At 61.8% G+C, this 15,913-nt stretch carries 17 protein-coding genes; 12 read left to right on the top strand and 5 right to left on the bottom strand.

Annotation, left to right across the window (positions count from 1 at the left end; translation table 11 throughout):
* Positions 1-48: 48 nt before the first annotated feature.
* Positions 49-276 carry a hypothetical protein gene (locus tag RGR602_RS36920; RefSeq protein ID WP_133939424.1) on the bottom strand — a complete coding sequence of 76 codons (228 nt, stop codon included), beginning with the start codon at positions 274-276 and terminating at the stop codon, positions 49-51.
* Between RGR602_RS36920 and cysS the strand changes: the two genes are divergently transcribed.
* The 6 genes from cysS to cimA all read left to right on the top strand — a co-directional run bounded on the left by cysS (position 275) and on the right by cimA (position 6,094).
* Positions 275-1,666: a cysteine--tRNA ligase gene (gene cysS / locus RGR602_RS06530; protein WP_039844442.1), complete on the top strand. Its 1,392-nt coding sequence runs from the start codon at positions 275-277 to the stop codon at positions 1,664-1,666. The genes RGR602_RS36920 and cysS overlap by 2 nt on opposite strands.
* 205 nt (positions 1,667-1,871) lie before the next feature.
* Positions 1,872-2,345: a GFA family protein gene (locus RGR602_RS06525; RefSeq protein WP_039844441.1), complete on the top strand. Its 474-nt coding sequence runs from the start codon at positions 1,872-1,874 to the stop codon at positions 2,343-2,345.
* Positions 2,324-2,830 carry a GFA family protein gene (locus RGR602_RS06520; RefSeq protein WP_052451496.1) on the top strand — a complete coding sequence of 169 codons (507 nt, stop codon included), beginning with the start codon at positions 2,324-2,326 and terminating at the stop codon, positions 2,828-2,830. Before RGR602_RS06525 ends, RGR602_RS06520 begins: the two co-directional genes overlap by 22 nt.
* On the top strand, positions 2,827-3,303 hold the full coding sequence (locus RGR602_RS06515; RefSeq protein ID WP_039844439.1) for a GFA family protein: 477 nt from the start codon (positions 2,827-2,829) through the stop codon (positions 3,301-3,303). The genes RGR602_RS06520 and RGR602_RS06515 overlap by 4 nt, the downstream gene beginning before the upstream one ends.
* Positions 3,300-4,256, top strand: a complete 957-nt coding sequence (gene pip, locus RGR602_RS06510) for a prolyl aminopeptidase (protein ID WP_039846697.1) — start codon at positions 3,300-3,302, stop codon at positions 4,254-4,256. The genes RGR602_RS06515 and pip overlap by 4 nt, the downstream gene beginning before the upstream one ends.
* A 221-nt stretch (positions 4,257-4,477) precedes the next feature.
* Positions 4,478-6,094, top strand: a complete 1,617-nt coding sequence (gene cimA / locus RGR602_RS06505) for a citramalate synthase (protein WP_039844438.1) — start codon at positions 4,478-4,480, stop codon at positions 6,092-6,094.
* Positions 6,095-6,097: 3 nt separating this feature from the next.
* Here cimA and RGR602_RS06500 read toward each other — a convergent pair whose 3' ends face one another.
* Complete coding sequence (locus tag RGR602_RS06500) at positions 6,098-6,970, bottom strand: protein-L-isoaspartate O-methyltransferase family protein (RefSeq protein ID WP_039844437.1); 873 nt, start codon at positions 6,968-6,970, stop codon at positions 6,098-6,100.
* A gap of 111 nt (positions 6,971-7,081) precedes the next feature.
* On the opposite strand from RGR602_RS06500, the gene rarD reads away from it, so the two are divergent.
* The gene (gene rarD, locus RGR602_RS06495) at positions 7,082-7,996 is read left to right on the top strand and encodes an EamA family transporter RarD (protein ID WP_039844436.1); all 915 of its coding nucleotides are present in this window, start codon (positions 7,082-7,084) and stop codon (positions 7,994-7,996) included.
* Between the two features lie 9 nt (positions 7,997-8,005).
* On the opposite strand, the gene RGR602_RS06490 is transcribed toward rarD, so the two are convergent.
* Entirely contained in the window at positions 8,006-8,629 is a 624-nt protein-coding gene (locus RGR602_RS06490; RefSeq protein WP_063855986.1) for an LOG family protein, read from the bottom strand.
* Between the two features lie 155 nt (positions 8,630-8,784).
* On the opposite strand from RGR602_RS06490, the gene RGR602_RS06485 reads away from it, so the two are divergent.
* The 5 genes from RGR602_RS06485 (at position 8,785) to RGR602_RS36915 (ending at position 14,896) form a co-directional block, all read left to right on the top strand.
* Positions 8,785-10,791, top strand: a complete 2,007-nt coding sequence (locus RGR602_RS06485) for a LysM peptidoglycan-binding domain-containing protein (RefSeq protein WP_039844434.1) — start codon at positions 8,785-8,787, stop codon at positions 10,789-10,791.
* Between the two features lie 213 nt (positions 10,792-11,004).
* A complete protein-coding gene (locus RGR602_RS06480) occupies positions 11,005-12,882 on the top strand; it encodes an ABCB family ABC transporter ATP-binding protein/permease (RefSeq protein ID WP_039844433.1) in 1,878 nt (625 codons plus the stop codon).
* Between the two features lie 140 nt (positions 12,883-13,022).
* Positions 13,023-13,721, top strand: coding sequence for a phosphatidylserine decarboxylase (locus tag RGR602_RS06475; RefSeq protein ID WP_022714662.1), 699 nt, complete (start codon positions 13,023-13,025; stop codon positions 13,719-13,721).
* 17 nt (positions 13,722-13,738) lie between these two features.
* Positions 13,739-14,584 carry a CDP-diacylglycerol--serine O-phosphatidyltransferase gene (gene pssA / locus RGR602_RS06470; RefSeq protein WP_039844432.1) on the top strand — a complete coding sequence of 282 codons (846 nt, stop codon included), beginning with the start codon at positions 13,739-13,741 and terminating at the stop codon, positions 14,582-14,584.
* Positions 14,585-14,752: 168 nt separating this feature from the next.
* On the top strand, positions 14,753-14,896 hold the full coding sequence (locus RGR602_RS36915; protein ID WP_022714660.1) for a hypothetical protein: 144 nt from the start codon (positions 14,753-14,755) through the stop codon (positions 14,894-14,896).
* On the opposite strand, the gene RGR602_RS39180 is transcribed toward RGR602_RS36915, so the two are convergent.
* A complete protein-coding gene (locus RGR602_RS39180) occupies positions 14,893-15,018 on the bottom strand; it encodes a hypothetical protein (protein WP_267285092.1) in 126 nt (41 codons plus the stop codon). The two genes, RGR602_RS36915 and RGR602_RS39180, sit on opposite strands and share 4 nt — an antisense overlap.
* A gap of 129 nt (positions 15,019-15,147) precedes the next feature.
* Positions 15,148-15,909, bottom strand: a complete 762-nt coding sequence (locus RGR602_RS06460) for an SOS response-associated peptidase (protein ID WP_039844430.1) — start codon at positions 15,907-15,909, stop codon at positions 15,148-15,150.
* Positions 15,910-15,913: the final 4 nt, after the last annotated feature.

The raw sequence follows: 15,913 nt of genomic DNA, 5'->3' as shown, positions 1-15,913 counted from the left end.
ACCGCTTCCGCCTTTGGCAGCAAAGGCTTGCGCCGGAAAGATGGCGAATTATTCGCCATCCCAGCCCTGCACTTGCCGCACCACTTGACCAAACATCGTTCCCGCGCCATAAAACCCGCCATGAAAACGGTTACCTGCATTATCTGCCGGAAGATTATTCGCTAGCGCGCTCGCTGGCCTGGCCGTTTTCGTCTCCCAAATACCCAAAGATGAGAAACGCCCCGGCCCGCCGGCCGCGGCATTTTTCGGATCATTGCATTTTGGGAGAATAGACATGGCCGGCCAGCCGGAACAGAAGAAGCCGGAAATCAAGCTATACAATACGCTGACGCGCGAAGAGACGGTCTTCAAGCCCATCGATCCGCTCAACGTCCGCATGTACGTCTGCGGCCCGACGGTTTATGACTACGCCCATATCGGCAATGCGCGGCCCGCCATCATTTTCGACGTGCTGTTCCGGCTGCTCAGGCACGTCTATGGCGCCGAGCACGTCACCTATGCGCGCAATATCACCGACGTCGACGACAAGATCAACCTGCGGGCTCTGCGCGACCACCCCGGCTTGCCGCTGAACGAGGCGATCCGCCTGGTCACCGAAAAAACCGAGACGCAGTATCTCGAAGATGCCACGGCTCTCGGCTGCCTTGATCCGACCATCCAGCCGCGCGCGACCGAAAACATCGCGCAGATGATCGAGATCATCGAAAAGCTGATTGCCAAGGGCCACGCCTATCAGGCGGAGGGCGAAGTGCTGTTCGACACGAAATCCATGGCGGATTACGGCGCGCTTTCGAAGCGCAATCTCGATGAGCAACAGGCCGGCGCGCGCGTCGCCGTCGATGCGCACAAGAAGAACCCCGGCGACTTCGTTCTCTGGAAGCTTTCGAGCCATAACGAGCCCGGCTGGGAAAGCCCCTGGGGCCGCGGCCGTCCGGGCTGGCATATCGAATGCTCGGCGATGAGCCAGCGCTATCTCGGCGAGGTCTTCGATATTCACGGCGGCGGGTTGGACCTGATCTTCCCGCACCACGAAAACGAGATCGCCCAATCCCGTTGCGCCCACGGCACGGATGCGATGTCGAATGTCTGGATGCACAACGGCTTCCTGCAGGTCGAGGGCCGCAAGATGTCGAAATCCGAGGGCAACTTCGTCACCATCTACGAGCTGCTGCACACCGAAAAATTCGGCGGTCGGAAGTGGCCGGGCGAAGTTTTGCGGCTTGCGATGCTGATGACGCATTACCGCGAGCCGATCGATTTTTCGATCAAGCGGCTAGAAGAGGCCGAACGCCTGCTGGCGAAGTGGCCAGCGGCGGATGCCGGCGACGCGTCGCCGGACGAGGCAGTACTGAACGCGCTTGCCGACGACCTGAACACCGTCGCCGCCGTTCAGGCGCTTCATGCTCTGGCGCAGTCCGGCAACGCCGCCGCCTTCGCGGCGAGCGCTGCCCTTCTCGGCGTGGAACCGAAGGAAACGGAAGTGGATGAGGCGGTCGCCGGCGAGATCGACAGGCGGGTGCGCGCCCGCCTTGAACTCTTGAAGGCAAAAAACTTCACTGAGGCCGACAAGATCCGCGAGACGCTGCTTGCCGAGGGCATCCAGCTCAAAGACGGCAAAGATGCCGTCACTGGCGAGCGCGTGACGACCTGGGAGGTGAAGCGGTGAGTTCAGCCCTATCGAAAAATGCCTCTCCCCAACCGCTCCCCAGAAACGGGAGGGGCTACTGCGCCATGCCGCTTCGCAACAACACCCCTGTCGAGCATGCAGCAGCCGACGAGATTGTCGCTGAGAATGCCCGCGGCGGCGCGAACCAGACCTTCGCCGTGTGGGGAGGGATTTTTTCACCCATGCCAAACGGGAGGAAGTGTCGATGACTGTCTACACCGGCGGCTGCCAGTGCGGTGCGATCCGATTCCGGGTGGAAGGCGAGCTTTCGCATTCGTCGATCTGCCATTGCCGCATGTGCCAGAAAGCGTTCGGCGGCTATTATGCGCCGCTGGTTTCCGTGCGCGGGGCTGATTTCGAGTGGACGCGCGGCGAGCGGAAGACATTCCGTTCCTCCAATTTTGCCGAGCGCGGCTTCTGCGGCGATTGCGGCACACCGCTGACCTATGAGGCGCCGGATGGGATGGCGATTGCAGCGGGCGCGTTCGATGATCCGGCTCTTCTGCCGCCGACGATCCAGTATGGCATCGAAGGCAAGCTGCCGTTCACGGACAAACTGCATGAGCTTCCCGGCATACGGACGGAGGACGACGTCGAGACGGCCGCATTCATCAGTGAGATCGTCTCCAATCAGCATCCAGATCACGACACGACAGAATGGCCGGAGGAGCGCAAGTGACGGCGGGGAAAAGCCATAGCGGCGGATGCCAATGCGGCGCAGTGCGCTATCGCGCGGCGGGCGAACTCGGCTATCCGCATATCTGCCATTGCCGCATGTGCCAGAAGGCGGCGGGCAACTATTTCCTGCCGCTCGGAGCGGTGATGCGAACGGATTTTGCGTTGACGCGCGGAAAACCGAAGTGGTTTCGCTCTTCCGATCTCGTGCACCGCGGCTTCTGCGGCGATTGCGGCACGCCACTCTTTTACGACATACCTCGTGCCGAGTCCGTCAACATTACGCTCGGCTCGCTGGACGATCCCGATGCGGTCAGGCCGGTGATGCAATCGAATACCGGTCGCAAGATGAGCTTTTTTCACGCGCTGGACACCCTGCCGGTAGAGCCCGCCGCCGGGAGCACCGAGCGCGAAGACGCGATCGCAGCCAGCAATCATCAGCATCCCGATCACGATACGAACCACTGGCCATCCGGAGTACAGACATGAGCGAACCCATCAGAACAGGCGGGTGCCAATGCGGCGCGATACGCTTTCGTATCAGCGGCAAGCTGGGGCGTCCGTCTATCTGCCATTGCCGCATGTGCCAGAAGCAGTTCGGCGGCTTCTTTTCGGCGCTCATTACTGCGCCGGAAGAGGGCGTGGAGTGGACGCGCGGCGAGCCGAGCTATTTCCGGTCCTCGGTCAATATCGACCGTGGTTTCTGCAGCAGTTGCGGCACGCCGATGACCTACCGGCATCCCGGCGGGCTGGAGCTTGCGATCGGCACCTTCGACGACCGCAGCGATCTCGCGCCGCAGATCCAAGTGAATTACGACTCGCGTCTGCCCTGGGTCGAAACGATCTTCGACACACCGGTTCACCGGGACCCCGATTACTATGCCCGGCAGGAGCAGATCATCTCCTTCCAGCATCCCGACCACGATACCGAGGTATGGCCGGCGAAAGGCTTGAAGATATGACCGAAGTGCTGCGTACCCTCTATCCAGAAATCGAACCCTATGCTTCGGGCCATCTCGATGTCGGCGACGGCCATGTGATCTACTGGGAACGCTGCGGAACGCCGGGCACCAAACCCGCCGTTTTCCTGCACGGCGGCCCAGGCGGCGGCATTTCGCCCGTGCATCGCCGCCTCTTCGACCCGGCGCTCTACGACGTGACGCTGTTCGACCAGCGCGGCTGCGGTAAATCCACGCCGCATGCGGACCTGAACGCCAACACGACGTGGCATCTCGTTGCCGACATCGAGCGCCTGCGCGATATGGCTGGGGCCGAGAAATGGCAGATCTTCGGCGGCTCCTGGGGATCGACGCTGGCGCTTGCCTATGCCGAAAAGCATCCCGAGCGGGTCTCCGAACTCATCGTGCGCGGCATTTATACGCTCACGAAAGCGGAACTCGACTGGTACTATCAGTTCGGCGCTTCGGAAATGTTCCCCGACAAGTGGGAACGCTTCATTGCTCCCATTCCGCCCGAAGAGCGGCACGAGATGATGCAGGCCTATCACCGCCGCCTGACGAGCGACGACAAGGCAATCGCGCTTAAAGCCGCGCATGCTTGGAGCATCTGGGAAGGCGAGACGATCACGCTGCTGCCCGAGCCGTCGACCAGCGGCAAGTTCGAGGAGGCCGCGTTCGCCTATGCCTTCGCCCGCATCGAGAACCATTTCTTCGTCAATGCCGGCTGGCTGGAAGAAGGCCAACTGATCCGCGAGGCGCACAAGCTCAAGGATATTGCGGGCGTCATCGTGCATGGTCGCTACGACATGCCCTGCCCCGCCCGCTTCGCCTGGGCGCTGCACAAGGCCTGGCCGAAGGCCGAATTCCACCTGATCGAAGGTGCGGGCCATGCATTTTCCGAACCCGGCATCCTGGATCAGCTGATCCGGGCAACCGACAAGTTTGCGGGGAAATAAGGGCACGTGATGCGCGTCGTGGATATCCCCCTCTGCCGTGGCGGGCATCTCCCTCACAAGAGAGGAGATCGGCTGTCCGCACCCACTCGTGCAACCATCGATGCAGTGGGCGAGAGCTGCCGCATTTTCCCAATCTCCCCCCTTGTGGGGGAGATGTCGGCTCTGCCGGCAGAGGGGGGTGAGGCGCACGGGATAACATCAAATGCTTCGGAGGCACCTCGGTGACCAGAGAGAAAATCTACCTCTTCGACACGACGCTCCGCGACGGGCAGCAGACGCCCGGGATAGACTTCTCGGTCGAGGACAAGATTGCGATTGCGACCATGCTGGACGAGTTCGGCCTCGATTATATCGAGGGCGGATATCCAGGCGCGAATCCGACGGACACCGCCTTCTTCGCAGAGAGGCGCACCAGCCAGGCAGCATTCGTCGCCTTCGGCATGACGAAGCGGCCGGGCGTTTCAGCCTCCAACGATCCGGGCCTCGCAGCGCTGTTGCAGGCAAAGAGCGACGCGATCTGTTTCGTCGCAAAGAGCTGGGACTATCACGTCGAGGTCGCGCTCGCATGCACCAACGAGGAAAACCTCGCATGCATCGGCGAGAGCGTGAAGTCGGCCGTCGCCGCCGGCAAGGAGGTGATCGTCGATTGCGAGCATTTCTTCGATGGATACAAGGCCAATCCCGCCTATGCGCTCGCCTGCGCGAAGACCGCGCATGAAGCGGGTGCTCGCTGGGTCGTGCTCTGCGACACCAATGGCGGCGCGCAACCGCCCGAGATCCACGCCATCGTCGAGGCGGTGATTGCCGCAGGCGTTCCCGGTCGCTGTCTCGGCATCCATGCGCATAATGATACGGGCCAGGCAGTCGCCAATTCGCTTGCCGCCGTCGAGGCAGGCGTGCGCCAGATCCAAGGGACGCTCAACGGCATCGGCGAGCGTTGCGGCAATGCCAACCTGGTGACGCTGATCCCGACGCTGGCCCTGAAGGACACCTACAGCACCCGCTTCGAAACCACCATCGATGCGGAGCGGCTGGTGAACCTTACCGGCCTTTCCCATGCCTTCGACGAGCTTCTGAACCGCTCGCCAGATCATCAACTGCCCTATGTCGGCGCTTCGGCCTTCGCCACCAAGGCGGGCATCCATGCCTCCGCTCTGCTCAAGGATCCGCGCACCTACGAGCATGTGCCGCCGGAAAGCGTCGGCAATTACCGCAAGGTCATGGTTTCCGACCAGGGCGGCAAGGCGAACTTCATCAATGCTCTGAAACGCCGGGGCATCGAAGTCGCCAAGGACGATCCGAAGCTCGACCGGCTGATTTCCATCGTCAAGGAGCGCGAAGCTTCCGGCTACGCCTATGAGGGAGCGGATGCGAGCTTCGAGCTCTTGGCCCGCCGCACGCTTGGCACCATCCCGGAATTCTTTTCGATCGAAGGCTTCCGCGTGATGGTCGAGCGCCGCTTCGACTCGCACGGGCGGGTGAAGATCGTCTCGGAAGCCGTCGTGAAGATGGTGATCGACGGCCACACAATCATGTCGGTGGCGGAAGGCGACGGCCCGGTCAACGCGCTCGACCTGGCGCTGCGCAAGGATTTCGGCAATTATCAGCACGAAATAGACGACCTGGTTCTCGCCGACTTCAAGGTGCGTATCCTCAATGGCGGCACCGAAGCCATCACGCGCGTGCTGATCGAATCCACCGACAGCGACGGCCTTCGCTGGTGGACGGTGGGCGTGTCGGAAAACATCATCGACGCCTCGTTCCAGGCGCTGATGGATTCGGTGATCTACAAACTGATGAAGAACCGTCAGCTGGCGGGCAAGATCGCGGCGGAGTGAAGATCACGGCTCCTCGAAACAAAGCCCCCAGTCCTCCTCGCCGTAGCACTCTACGCCTTGGGCCGCAGTCCGCCAGCGGAAACTGCGAACCTGGAACAGCCGGCGGCTGCGGAAGGCTTCCGCCAGACCCTCGTGGCGACCGGCGGGCGGCGGTTCTTGACCCTCCGCCCAGACGAAGGAGACCGGCTGAATGAAGCGGGCGCCAAAACCTCTGGCGCGCCGGTCTATCAGCAGGAAGCCTGCCGAACGGGTGAAGCCGCTCGCCCTGCCATTTTCGACCGCCGGGATCCCGAGCGGAAACAACAGCCGCCCACTGACGCCCAGGTTTTCGATCCAGGCGGCAGGCGGATGGTCGAGAGCGAAATTGGCGTATACGACGTCGGCGTCTTCCTTCGGCCAATCGGCCGCATCGCCCTGCACTACCTCGACATTGGGATAACCGGAAAGGTTTTCCCGCGCCTTTTCGGCCAGCGCTTCGTCGTATTCGACGGCGACGACCTTGCCAGAGGAGCCGACGAGTCCGGCAATGATCGCAGTGTAGTAGCCGGTCCCGGCACCCAGATGGGCAACCGTCTCGCCCTCCCGAATTCCAAGCGTATTCAGGGCGGACGCGTGAAGGGAGGGCATGCCGTTGTTGACCCCACGCCTGGTATTAAGACCGATCAACAAGTCCTGATAAAGTACGACCGGATCAGTGGAAGCCATCTCCCGATAATGGCGGAAGTCGTTGTAGACCCAGGGCGGCGGACCGACGAATTTTTCACGCGGCACTTTGGCAAGGGCTGCAAGTAGCCTGTCGTTCTTCGCAACACCTGCCTTCGCCAGTATCTGGCGGGCATAAACCTGCCGGTATGGCGGCTCATCCTCGAAAGCCATGCAAGTCCTCCGCCTCAAATCCGCTGATAATCCATTCACCGAAATGAATTGGTCTATTCACGGCGCTTAAGCTAATCGAGATCAGAAGAAGAACAAAGCTGGAAACACCTGATGTCTGCCGACGCAAGCCCTCCTGCCATCAAAAACGAAGATAGTGCGCGCGGCTTCGCCTTTGCGCTGACTGCTTATCTTCTGTGGGGATTCCTGCCGATTTACATGAAGGCGCTGGCGCATATTTCGCCGGCCGAGGTGATTGCGCATCGCGTTGTCTGGTCTCTTCCGATTGCCGGCCTCGTGCTGCTCGCGCTCGGACGTACGCAGGAAATCCGCGACGCGCTGCGCTCGCCGCGCATGCTCGCAATGGCTTCGCTGACGGCGGCACTCATCACCGTCAACTGGGGTACCTATGTCTGGGCGATCGGCGCTGGACATTCGCTCGATGCCGCCATGGGCTATTTCATCAACCCGCTGATCAGCATCTTCATGGGCTCGGTGCTGCTCAAGGAGAAGCTGCGCCCGGCTCAGATCATCGCAATCGGCCTGGCGGCCATTGCCGTTGTCGTTCTCGCCGTCGACGGCGGCGGGCTTCCGTGGGTGGCGCTGACCCTCGCCTTCAGCTGGGCCTTCTATGCCTACTTCCGCAAGACTTTGCCGCTCGGCCCCAACCAGGGCTTCCTGCTCGAGGTCCTGATTCTCAGCGTTCCGGCCGTCCTCTACATCGTCTATCTGGAGTTCTTCAGTGGCGAAGGACACTTCGTTCAGACCGGCTTCAGCGATACAGCACTGCTCTTCGGCTGCGGTATCGTCACTGCCGCACCGCTGATGATCTACGCCAACGGCGCAAAGCTTCTGAAGCTCTCGACGATCGGCATCATGCAGTACATCGCGCCGACGATGATCTTCCTGATCGCGATCTTCGTCTTCCACGAACCGCTGGATACAGCGCGCATGATCGCCTTCCCGCTCATCTGGGCAGGCCTCGTGCTGTACACGTGGTCGATGCTGAACGCAACGCGCGGGCGCTGAGCGCCCACCTCACATCTTCGAAATCACGGCATCCTCGCCCTCACGGTCGGCAGCGAGTTCCGCTGCCTGCGCCATGATGGCTGGAATGATGCCGGAGACGTCGTCGATGACGAGCGGCTGCACCCGATGGGCGGTGTGCACGAAACCCTCATCCGTCATGTGCTTCATCAGTTCCATCATCGGATCCCAGAAGCCCTTGATGTTGGCGAAGACCATCGGTTTTTCGTGACGGGCAAGCTGCGCCCAGGTCATGATCTCGACGATTTCCTCCAGCGTACCGATCCCGCCCGGCAGCGCCACGAAGGCGTCGGAACGCTCGAACATCAGGTGTTTGCGCGCATGCATGTCCGGCGTTACAATGAGCTCGTTGAGCTGGCCGAGGGAATGGCGCGTCGCCTCCATGTCGATCAGGAATTCGGGGATGATGCCGGTCACCTGCCCCCCATTGGAAAGCACGCCGCTCGCAACAGCACCCATGATGCCTTTGGTGCCGCCGCCATAGACGAGCCGCAGGCCGTATTCGGCGATTTCTTTGCCGAGCGCGCGTCCGGCAGCCATGTATGCTGTATCCCGTCCGGGCCTCGACCCGCAGTAGACACAGATGGACTGAATTGAATGGGATTGATCGCTCATATGGGAAAACAACTATTCCATGCCTGCACAGTCAAGAAAAATGACAGAAAAGCTGCGCGTTGAGCCTGCCTCATTGCTTTGAATGCTTGTGAAAAGCAACGGGAATCGCTAGCAATTTTTAGTACTACGGCACATTTGCCGTCTGGGGAGAGTGAATGATGAGAAATCGTGCCGGCTTGCTGGCTTTCGCAGTGCTTGCAGTTGCGATCCTTCTGATGGTCTTCGTGGTCATGCCCCGGATCGGCGAAGACACGTCGAAAATCGGCGATGCCATCAATCAAGCAGGCTCCGAGGTCAAGAACACGGTTGAAGAAGCCGGCAAGAGCGCGCGGAACGCGGCTGCCGACGCGGCGGCTACGACCGAGAAGCTCGGCCATCTTTCGGCCGATGCAGGTCAGTCTCTCACGCAACTTAAGGCGCTCTTTGCAGACGGCAAGGGTCCGACGAGCGAAGCATTCGATGCCGCCAAGACGAAGGCGGCGGGCTCGCTGAAGGCGCTCGCCGACTTCGCAATCCCCGAAGGCACCGATCCGGCGACGGCGGCCGCCGCCACGAAAGCCAAGGACGGCGCGGCAAAGGCGCTGGCAATCGTCCAGGCCCTGCCGGAAAACATCGCCGACGCACTTGCCGCCATAGCCAAGGCCGAGGCCGAGCTGTCCGGCGCAAAGGGAAGCCAGCCTGCGTCGGCCCCACCGGCGACCGATGCGAACTTCGGATCGAAGCTCCCGGCTTTCGACGTTCTGCGTGTAGAGCCGGACGGGTCCACCGTCATCGCCGGTTCGGCCACGCCCAACAGCAAGCTCGAAATCATGGACGGAGACAAGGTCGTCACTACGACGAATGTCGGCCCGACCGGCGATTTTGCCGCCGTCCTCGACAACCCGCTGCCGCCCGGCGACCACCAGCTCGTGCTCAAGACGACCGGCAAGGACGGCAAGAGCCTGACTTCCGAAGAGGTCGCAACCGTTTCCGTGCCGAAGGACGGCAGCGGCACCGAACTGCTCGCCATGGTTTCCAAGCCAGGCGCAGCGAGCCGCATCATCACGGCGCCGACGGCCGCCACGCCGGCTGCTCAGCCCGCAGCAGACGAACAGGCTTCCGCTCAGCCGGGCCTGCCAGCCGGCTCGCCCGAGATCGCCAATACCGCACCGGCAGTTCCGGGTGCACCGGCAGGCGCAAGCGATGCAGTCTCGGCACCGGCCGAGGTGATGGTCAATGCAGTTGAAATCGAGGGCAAGAAGATCTTCGTTGCTGGCACCGCAAAGCCGAACGCCAACGTGATCGCCTATGCGGACGACGCCTTGATCGGCAAGGCAACAGCAGGCGCCGACGGCCATTTCGTCATCGACGGCGTGATGGACCTTTCGGTCGGCGACCACAAGATCCGCGTCGATGTCGTCGACGGCAGCGGCAAGGTGCTCATTCGCGCCTCCGTCAACTTCACCCGCCCGGCAGGCGACCAGGTCACCGTAGCGGCCCAGCCCGGCAACCCGCCCGCAAACGACGCTGCTGCCGCGATGGTTCCCCTCGATGAAGGTGAACTCAGCAAGCTGAGAGCCGATGCGGGTAAGGCGTTTGGGTTGCTGAAGGGCCTTTTTGCCGACGGCAAGCTTCCCGGCGGCGAGCAGCTCGCGGCAGCGCGTTCGGCAACCGAATTCGCGCTTCGCTCGATCGCCGAATTCCGTCCGGCAGCAGAGGCTGCGCCTGCCTTCAAGCAGACGGCAGGCGCAGCCTCGCAGTCGGCCTCAAGCGCACTCGCCATACTCCTGGCACTGCCGAAGGATACAAAGTCCGTCGGCGACGCGCTCGGCAAGCTTGGGACGGCGATTGATGGTCTAACTGCCACGCCCGCGCCAAAGGTAGCCGGCGTGCCGGCTTCAAACGAAGCCGCGGCCGACCCGAGCCAGCCGAAGACGATCGAGCAGGCGCCGCTAACGGCGAACAACACCGCCGTCATCATCCGCCGCGGCGACACGCTGTGGCAGATTTCGCGCCGCGTCTATGGCCTCGGCGTCCGCTACACGACGATCTACATGGCGAACGAAACCCAGATCAACAATCCGGACCGCATCCTGCCCGGACAGATTTTCGGCCTGCCGAAGGAAGCCCTGCCGAACGCTGAAGAGCTTCATCGCAAGCGCCTTTCCGGCGACCACCTCTAAGCCGAATCAGGTGATGGAAAGGCCGGGCCGATATAGCGCCCGGCCTTTGTCTTCCCCGGCTTCTTCACATGTTGCATTCGAGTGTCGCGCACCCTATGTGGCGGAGACGGCGATCCTGTCTGCGGGGGCTCAATCGGGCATCTCCGCTTTTTGCACTTTTGCCGTATCGAAACGCCGCATCCGCGGCCGAGCCCGACCGGGCTGGAGATAGGCATGGCAAACGGCAAGACGGTTTCGGAATCCAACCTCCTGCGGACGCTCTTCAATCTTTGGCCCTACATGTGGCCTTCCGGCCGGACGGACCTTAAGATGCGCGTCGTTTGGGCAACGGTCTTCCTGCTCGTGTCCAAGTTTGTGCTGCTGCTCGTTCCCTATTTCTTCAAATGGTCGACCGATGCCCTGAACGGCCGCGTGGATCTCGCCGGAACCCTGCCGCCGCTCCTCGTCGGCGCGACCGTACTGGTCATTGCCTACAACGTCACCCGCCTGATCCAGCTTGGCCTCAATCAACTGCGCGACGCACTCTTTGCAAGCGTCGGCCAATATGCGGTGCGCCAGCTCGCCTACCGGACTTTCGTGCACATCCACGAACTCTCGCTGCGCTTCCATCTGGAGCGCAAGACCGGCGGCTTGTCGCGGATCATCGAGCGCGGCACGAAGGGCATCGAGACGATCGTGCGCTTCACGATCCTGAACTCGGTTCCGACCGTCATCGAATTCCTGCTGACCGCCGTGATCTTCTGGTGGGGCTACGGTTTTTCCTATCTCGCAGTGACCGCCTTCACCGTCTGGGCCTATATCTGGTTCACGATCCGCGCGTCGGACTGGCGCATCGCCATCCGCCGGACGATGAACGACAGCGATACCGACGCCAACACCAAGGCGATCGATTCCCTCCTCAACTTCGAGACCGTCAAATACTTCGGCAACGAGGAGATGGAGGCCAGACGCTTCGACAGGTCGATGGAACGCTACGAGAAGGCAGCGACCGATGTCTGGACCTCGCTCGGCTGGCTGAATTTCGGCCAGGGCGTCATCTTCGGCCTCGGCACGACAGTCATGCTTTTGCTTTCAGCCTTTGCCGTCCAGCGCGGCGAGCAGACCATCGGCGACTTTGTCTTTGTCAATTCCATGCTGCTGCAGCTTTCAGTGCCGCTGAACTTCATCGGCTTCGTCTATCGCGAAATCCGCCAGGGGCTTACGGATATAGAGCAGATGTTCGACCTGCTCGACGTGACCCCCGAGGTAACCGATGCGCCGGACGCCGCCCCGCTCAAGATCGGTCAGGGCGCGATCAGCTTCAAGGACGTGCATTTCTCCTATGATCCCGTGCGGCCGATCCTTAGGGGAATTTCCTTCGAAGTCCCGGCCGGCAAGACCGTCGCGGTCGTCGGCCCGTCCGGCGCCGGCAAATCGACGCTTTCGCGCCTGCTCTACCGTTTCTACGACATCCAGAGCGGCGCGATCACAGTCGACGGCCAGGATGTCCGCCATGTCACGCAAAAGAGCCTTCGCTCGGCGATCGGCATGGTTCCGCAAGATACCGTGCTCTTCAATGACACAGTCGCCTACAATATCCGCTATGGCCGCCCGTCGGCCGGTGATGCCGAGGTGAAGACGGCGGCGGAAATTGCACAGATCGCGCATTTCATCGAATTGCTGCCGGAGGGCTTCGAAACCAAGGTCGGCGAGCGCGGATTGAAGCTTTCAGGCGGCGAGAAACAGCGCGTCGCCATCGCCCGCACGATCCTCAAGGCGCCGCCGATCCTGATCCTTGACGAGGCGACCTCGGCGCTAGACACGACGACGGAGCGGGAAATCCAGGCGGCCCTCGACGTGGTTTCGAAGAACCGCACGACACTCGTCATCGCCCACCGCCTGTCGACGGTCATCGGCGCGGATGAGATTATCGTCTTGAAAAGCGGCGAGATCGCCGAGCGCGGAACGCATGCGGCGCTGCTCGAGAAAAACGGCCTCTATGCCTCGATGTGGAACCGCCAGCGCGAAGCAACGCAGGCGGAGGAACATCTGAAGCAAGTGCGCGAAAGCGACGACCTGGGCATTGTTGCCCGTCTCGCGCCGGCAAGCTGAGCATTCGAACCAAAGGGCCGCTCTGTCGTTTTGCTGTTTAGAACCATGCCATAAGATCGGGCGCGAGCGGCACGGCATTGCTCCCGCAGGACTTTTTCTATAACCAGCGAAAACGAAAAAGCGCGAGGAGACCAGCGTCGATGAGCTTGCTCAATACCGTTCGAAACACCATCGTTCCGGTGCACAAGGAAGGCTATGTATTCGTCGCCGCGTTCTTCGTAGCTTCGCTGATCCTTGGCTGGATATTCGAGCCGCTCTTTTGGGTCGGCCTCGTACTGACCCTCTGGTGCGCCTACTTCTTCCGCGATCCCGAGCGCATGACGCCGCAGGATGATGACCTGGTGATCTCGCCGGCCGACGGCAAGGTCTCTTCGATCCAGATGGTGACGCCGCCCGCCGAGCTGAACCTAGGCAACGAGCCGATGCTGCGCATCTCGGTCTTCATGAACGTCTTCAACTGCCATGTAAACCGCGCGCCGATGCGCGGCCGCGTCGTGAGCATCAACTACCGGTCTGGCAGCTTCGTGAATGCCGAGCTCGACAAGGCCAGCGAAGACAATGAGCGCAACGGGCTGGTGATCGAGACCGTCCACGGCCAGATCGGCGTCGTGCAGATCGCCGGCCTCGTCGCCCGCCGTATTCTGTGCTGGGCCAATAACAACGAGCCGCTGGATGCCGGCGAGCGTTTCGGCCTTATCCGTTTCGGCTCCAGGCTCGACGTCTTCCTGCCGGCCGGCGCGGCAGCACGTGTTTCGCTCGGCCAGACGGCGATTGCCGGCGAAACGGTACTCGCTGAATTCGGCTCCCCCAAGGGACCCGTCATCAGCCGCCGCAGCTAGAACGAATGGAGCGTGCTATGGAGACGCCTTTTCCGCCCTTCGAACCGAACGGCCCGAACGATGCGGCGCGCGGTCCGCGGCTCCGCGAAATTCCGCTGCGCCTCGTCGTTCCCAATCTGATCACGATTCTGGCGATCTGCGCGGGCCTCACCGGCATCCGCCTGGCTTTCGAGAGCCGCTACGAGCTGGCGGTGATAATGGTGCTGCTGGCCGCCTTTCTCGACGGCATCGACGGGCGCATCGCCCGCCTGATGAAGGCAACCTCCAAGTTCGGCGCGCAGATGGATTCGCTCGCCGACATCGTCAATTTCGGTGTCGCGCCCGCTCTCGTCGTCTATGTCTTCGCGCTGGACAGCGCGCGCTCCATCGGCTGGATCGCCGCACTGATCTATGCGATCGCCGCAGGCCTCCGCCTCGCCCGCTTCAACGTCATGGCGGAACGGGAAAACCGCGCGCCCTGGCAATCCGAATATTTCGTCGGCGTGCCTGCGCCCGCCGGTGCCATGCTGGTGCTGCTGCCCGTCTATCTCGGCTTCCTCGGCCTCACCGAAGACCGCACCTTCGCCTATATCTCGTCGGCCTATACGGTTCTGATCGCTTTCCTGCTCATCAGCCGCCTGCCCGTCTGGTCCGGCAAGTCCGAAGGCAGCCGCTTGCGGCGCGATCTGGTGCTGCCGCTGATGCTCGGCGTCGTGCTCTATGTCGCTCTCCTGATGAGCTTTACCTGGGAAGTCATGGTGTTCACCGTCATCGTCTATCTGCTGTCGCTGCCCTTCGGAGCACGTAGGTGGCGATTGAAGTACGGCACGCTCACGATCGAAGAACCGGGTGACGGCGACGACGATATCGGCCGCCACATCTGATTTCGCACACGCCCGGTAGGTCCCGACGAACGCGAGGCTTCGCACCAAGCCTCGCGCAATGTGCATTGCGTACACAATTCCTGATAAGCCATGCCTCTATTTTGTCGTTTTTGGCGACAAAAGAGCAGAACAAATAAAAAGTCTAGGGAAGCGTGTAAGGAGAGTATCGTGACCTCGAAAAAAACAGACCAGGCGGAACAAGCGGCAAAGCCGGATCTGAGCACACATTACCGCCCGCTCGGCCTCAAGGCCGTTCTGGCCGCCGCGCTGATGCTGAAGAGCAAGCCGGCTCTCGTCAAGAAGATCGCCTAAGCCGGACGCAAGAAGCGAACGAGCAGGCTGATCGCCAGCAAGCTCATGACGATACCAATGACGACATCGAAAACCCGCCGCGCGGCGAGTTTTACGAATACCGGCTGCAGCAGGCGCGCCATATTCCAGGCCAAAAAATCAGAGGAACGACGCGACGGCGGGGCCGTCTGCGATCCTGTCCAGCCCCAAACCCGAAAGGCCGCCTCGATCGAAGCGTTGGGTTTTAGGAAAATCCTGAATGACATGGGATTTTAAAATAAGCTGAGCTGGCCGTCGCCAGCTTTCTTGCCGGGCGGTTTCTGCGGCGTCTCGACCACCAAGGGCGTCTGCAGGTCGGCTCCCATGTTGGCGACCTTGTTGACCTTGTCTGCGACGGGGATCGCTTCGAAGAAATCCTCGTCCGTCGGCTGCATCAGATCGGCGACGTCGCGCGGTTCCTGGCTCTTGCAGTCGAGCCAGCGGGCGAAATCCTCCGGCTTGATGACGACCGGCATGCGGTCATGGATCGTTGCGATGGAGGCGTTGGCGGCCGTGGTCAGGATCGCGCCCGTATCGACTTCCGAGCCGTCGGCCGACGACCAGGTCTCCATCAGGCCGGCGAAGGCAACCACGCCGCCGCGGCGGGGCCTGATCCAATAAGCCTGGGGTTTCTCGTTTCTTTCTTTCGAGGGGCGATGCCACTCGTAAAAGCCGGAAGCCGGGACGAGCACACGGCGATGGCGCATCGCGGCGCGGAAGGATGCCTTGCCGATTGCGGTTTCGGCCCGCGCATTGATGAGCAGCGGAAATTCCTTCGGATCCTTTACCCAGGACGGCGTCAACCCCCAGCGCACCAGCACGGCGCGGCGATCCGGAAGATTGCTGCCGCGCTCCTGCGCTTGGCCGGAAACGACGACGAGGATCGGCTGCGTCGGCGCAATATTGTAGCGCGCGGGAAAGGCCCCGAGCTCCAGCAGCCCAAGTATCTCCTTCAACTCCTCCGGGGTCAGCGTCAAGGCATAGCGTCCGCACATGAAT

Source organism: Rhizobium gallicum bv. gallicum R602sp, from assembly GCF_000816845.1.
Classification (GTDB): Bacteria; Pseudomonadota; Alphaproteobacteria; order Rhizobiales; family Rhizobiaceae; genus Rhizobium; species Rhizobium gallicum.
The sequence above is the reverse complement of the archived record's forward strand: the minus strand, read 5'-3'. Positions and strand labels throughout refer to the sequence as shown.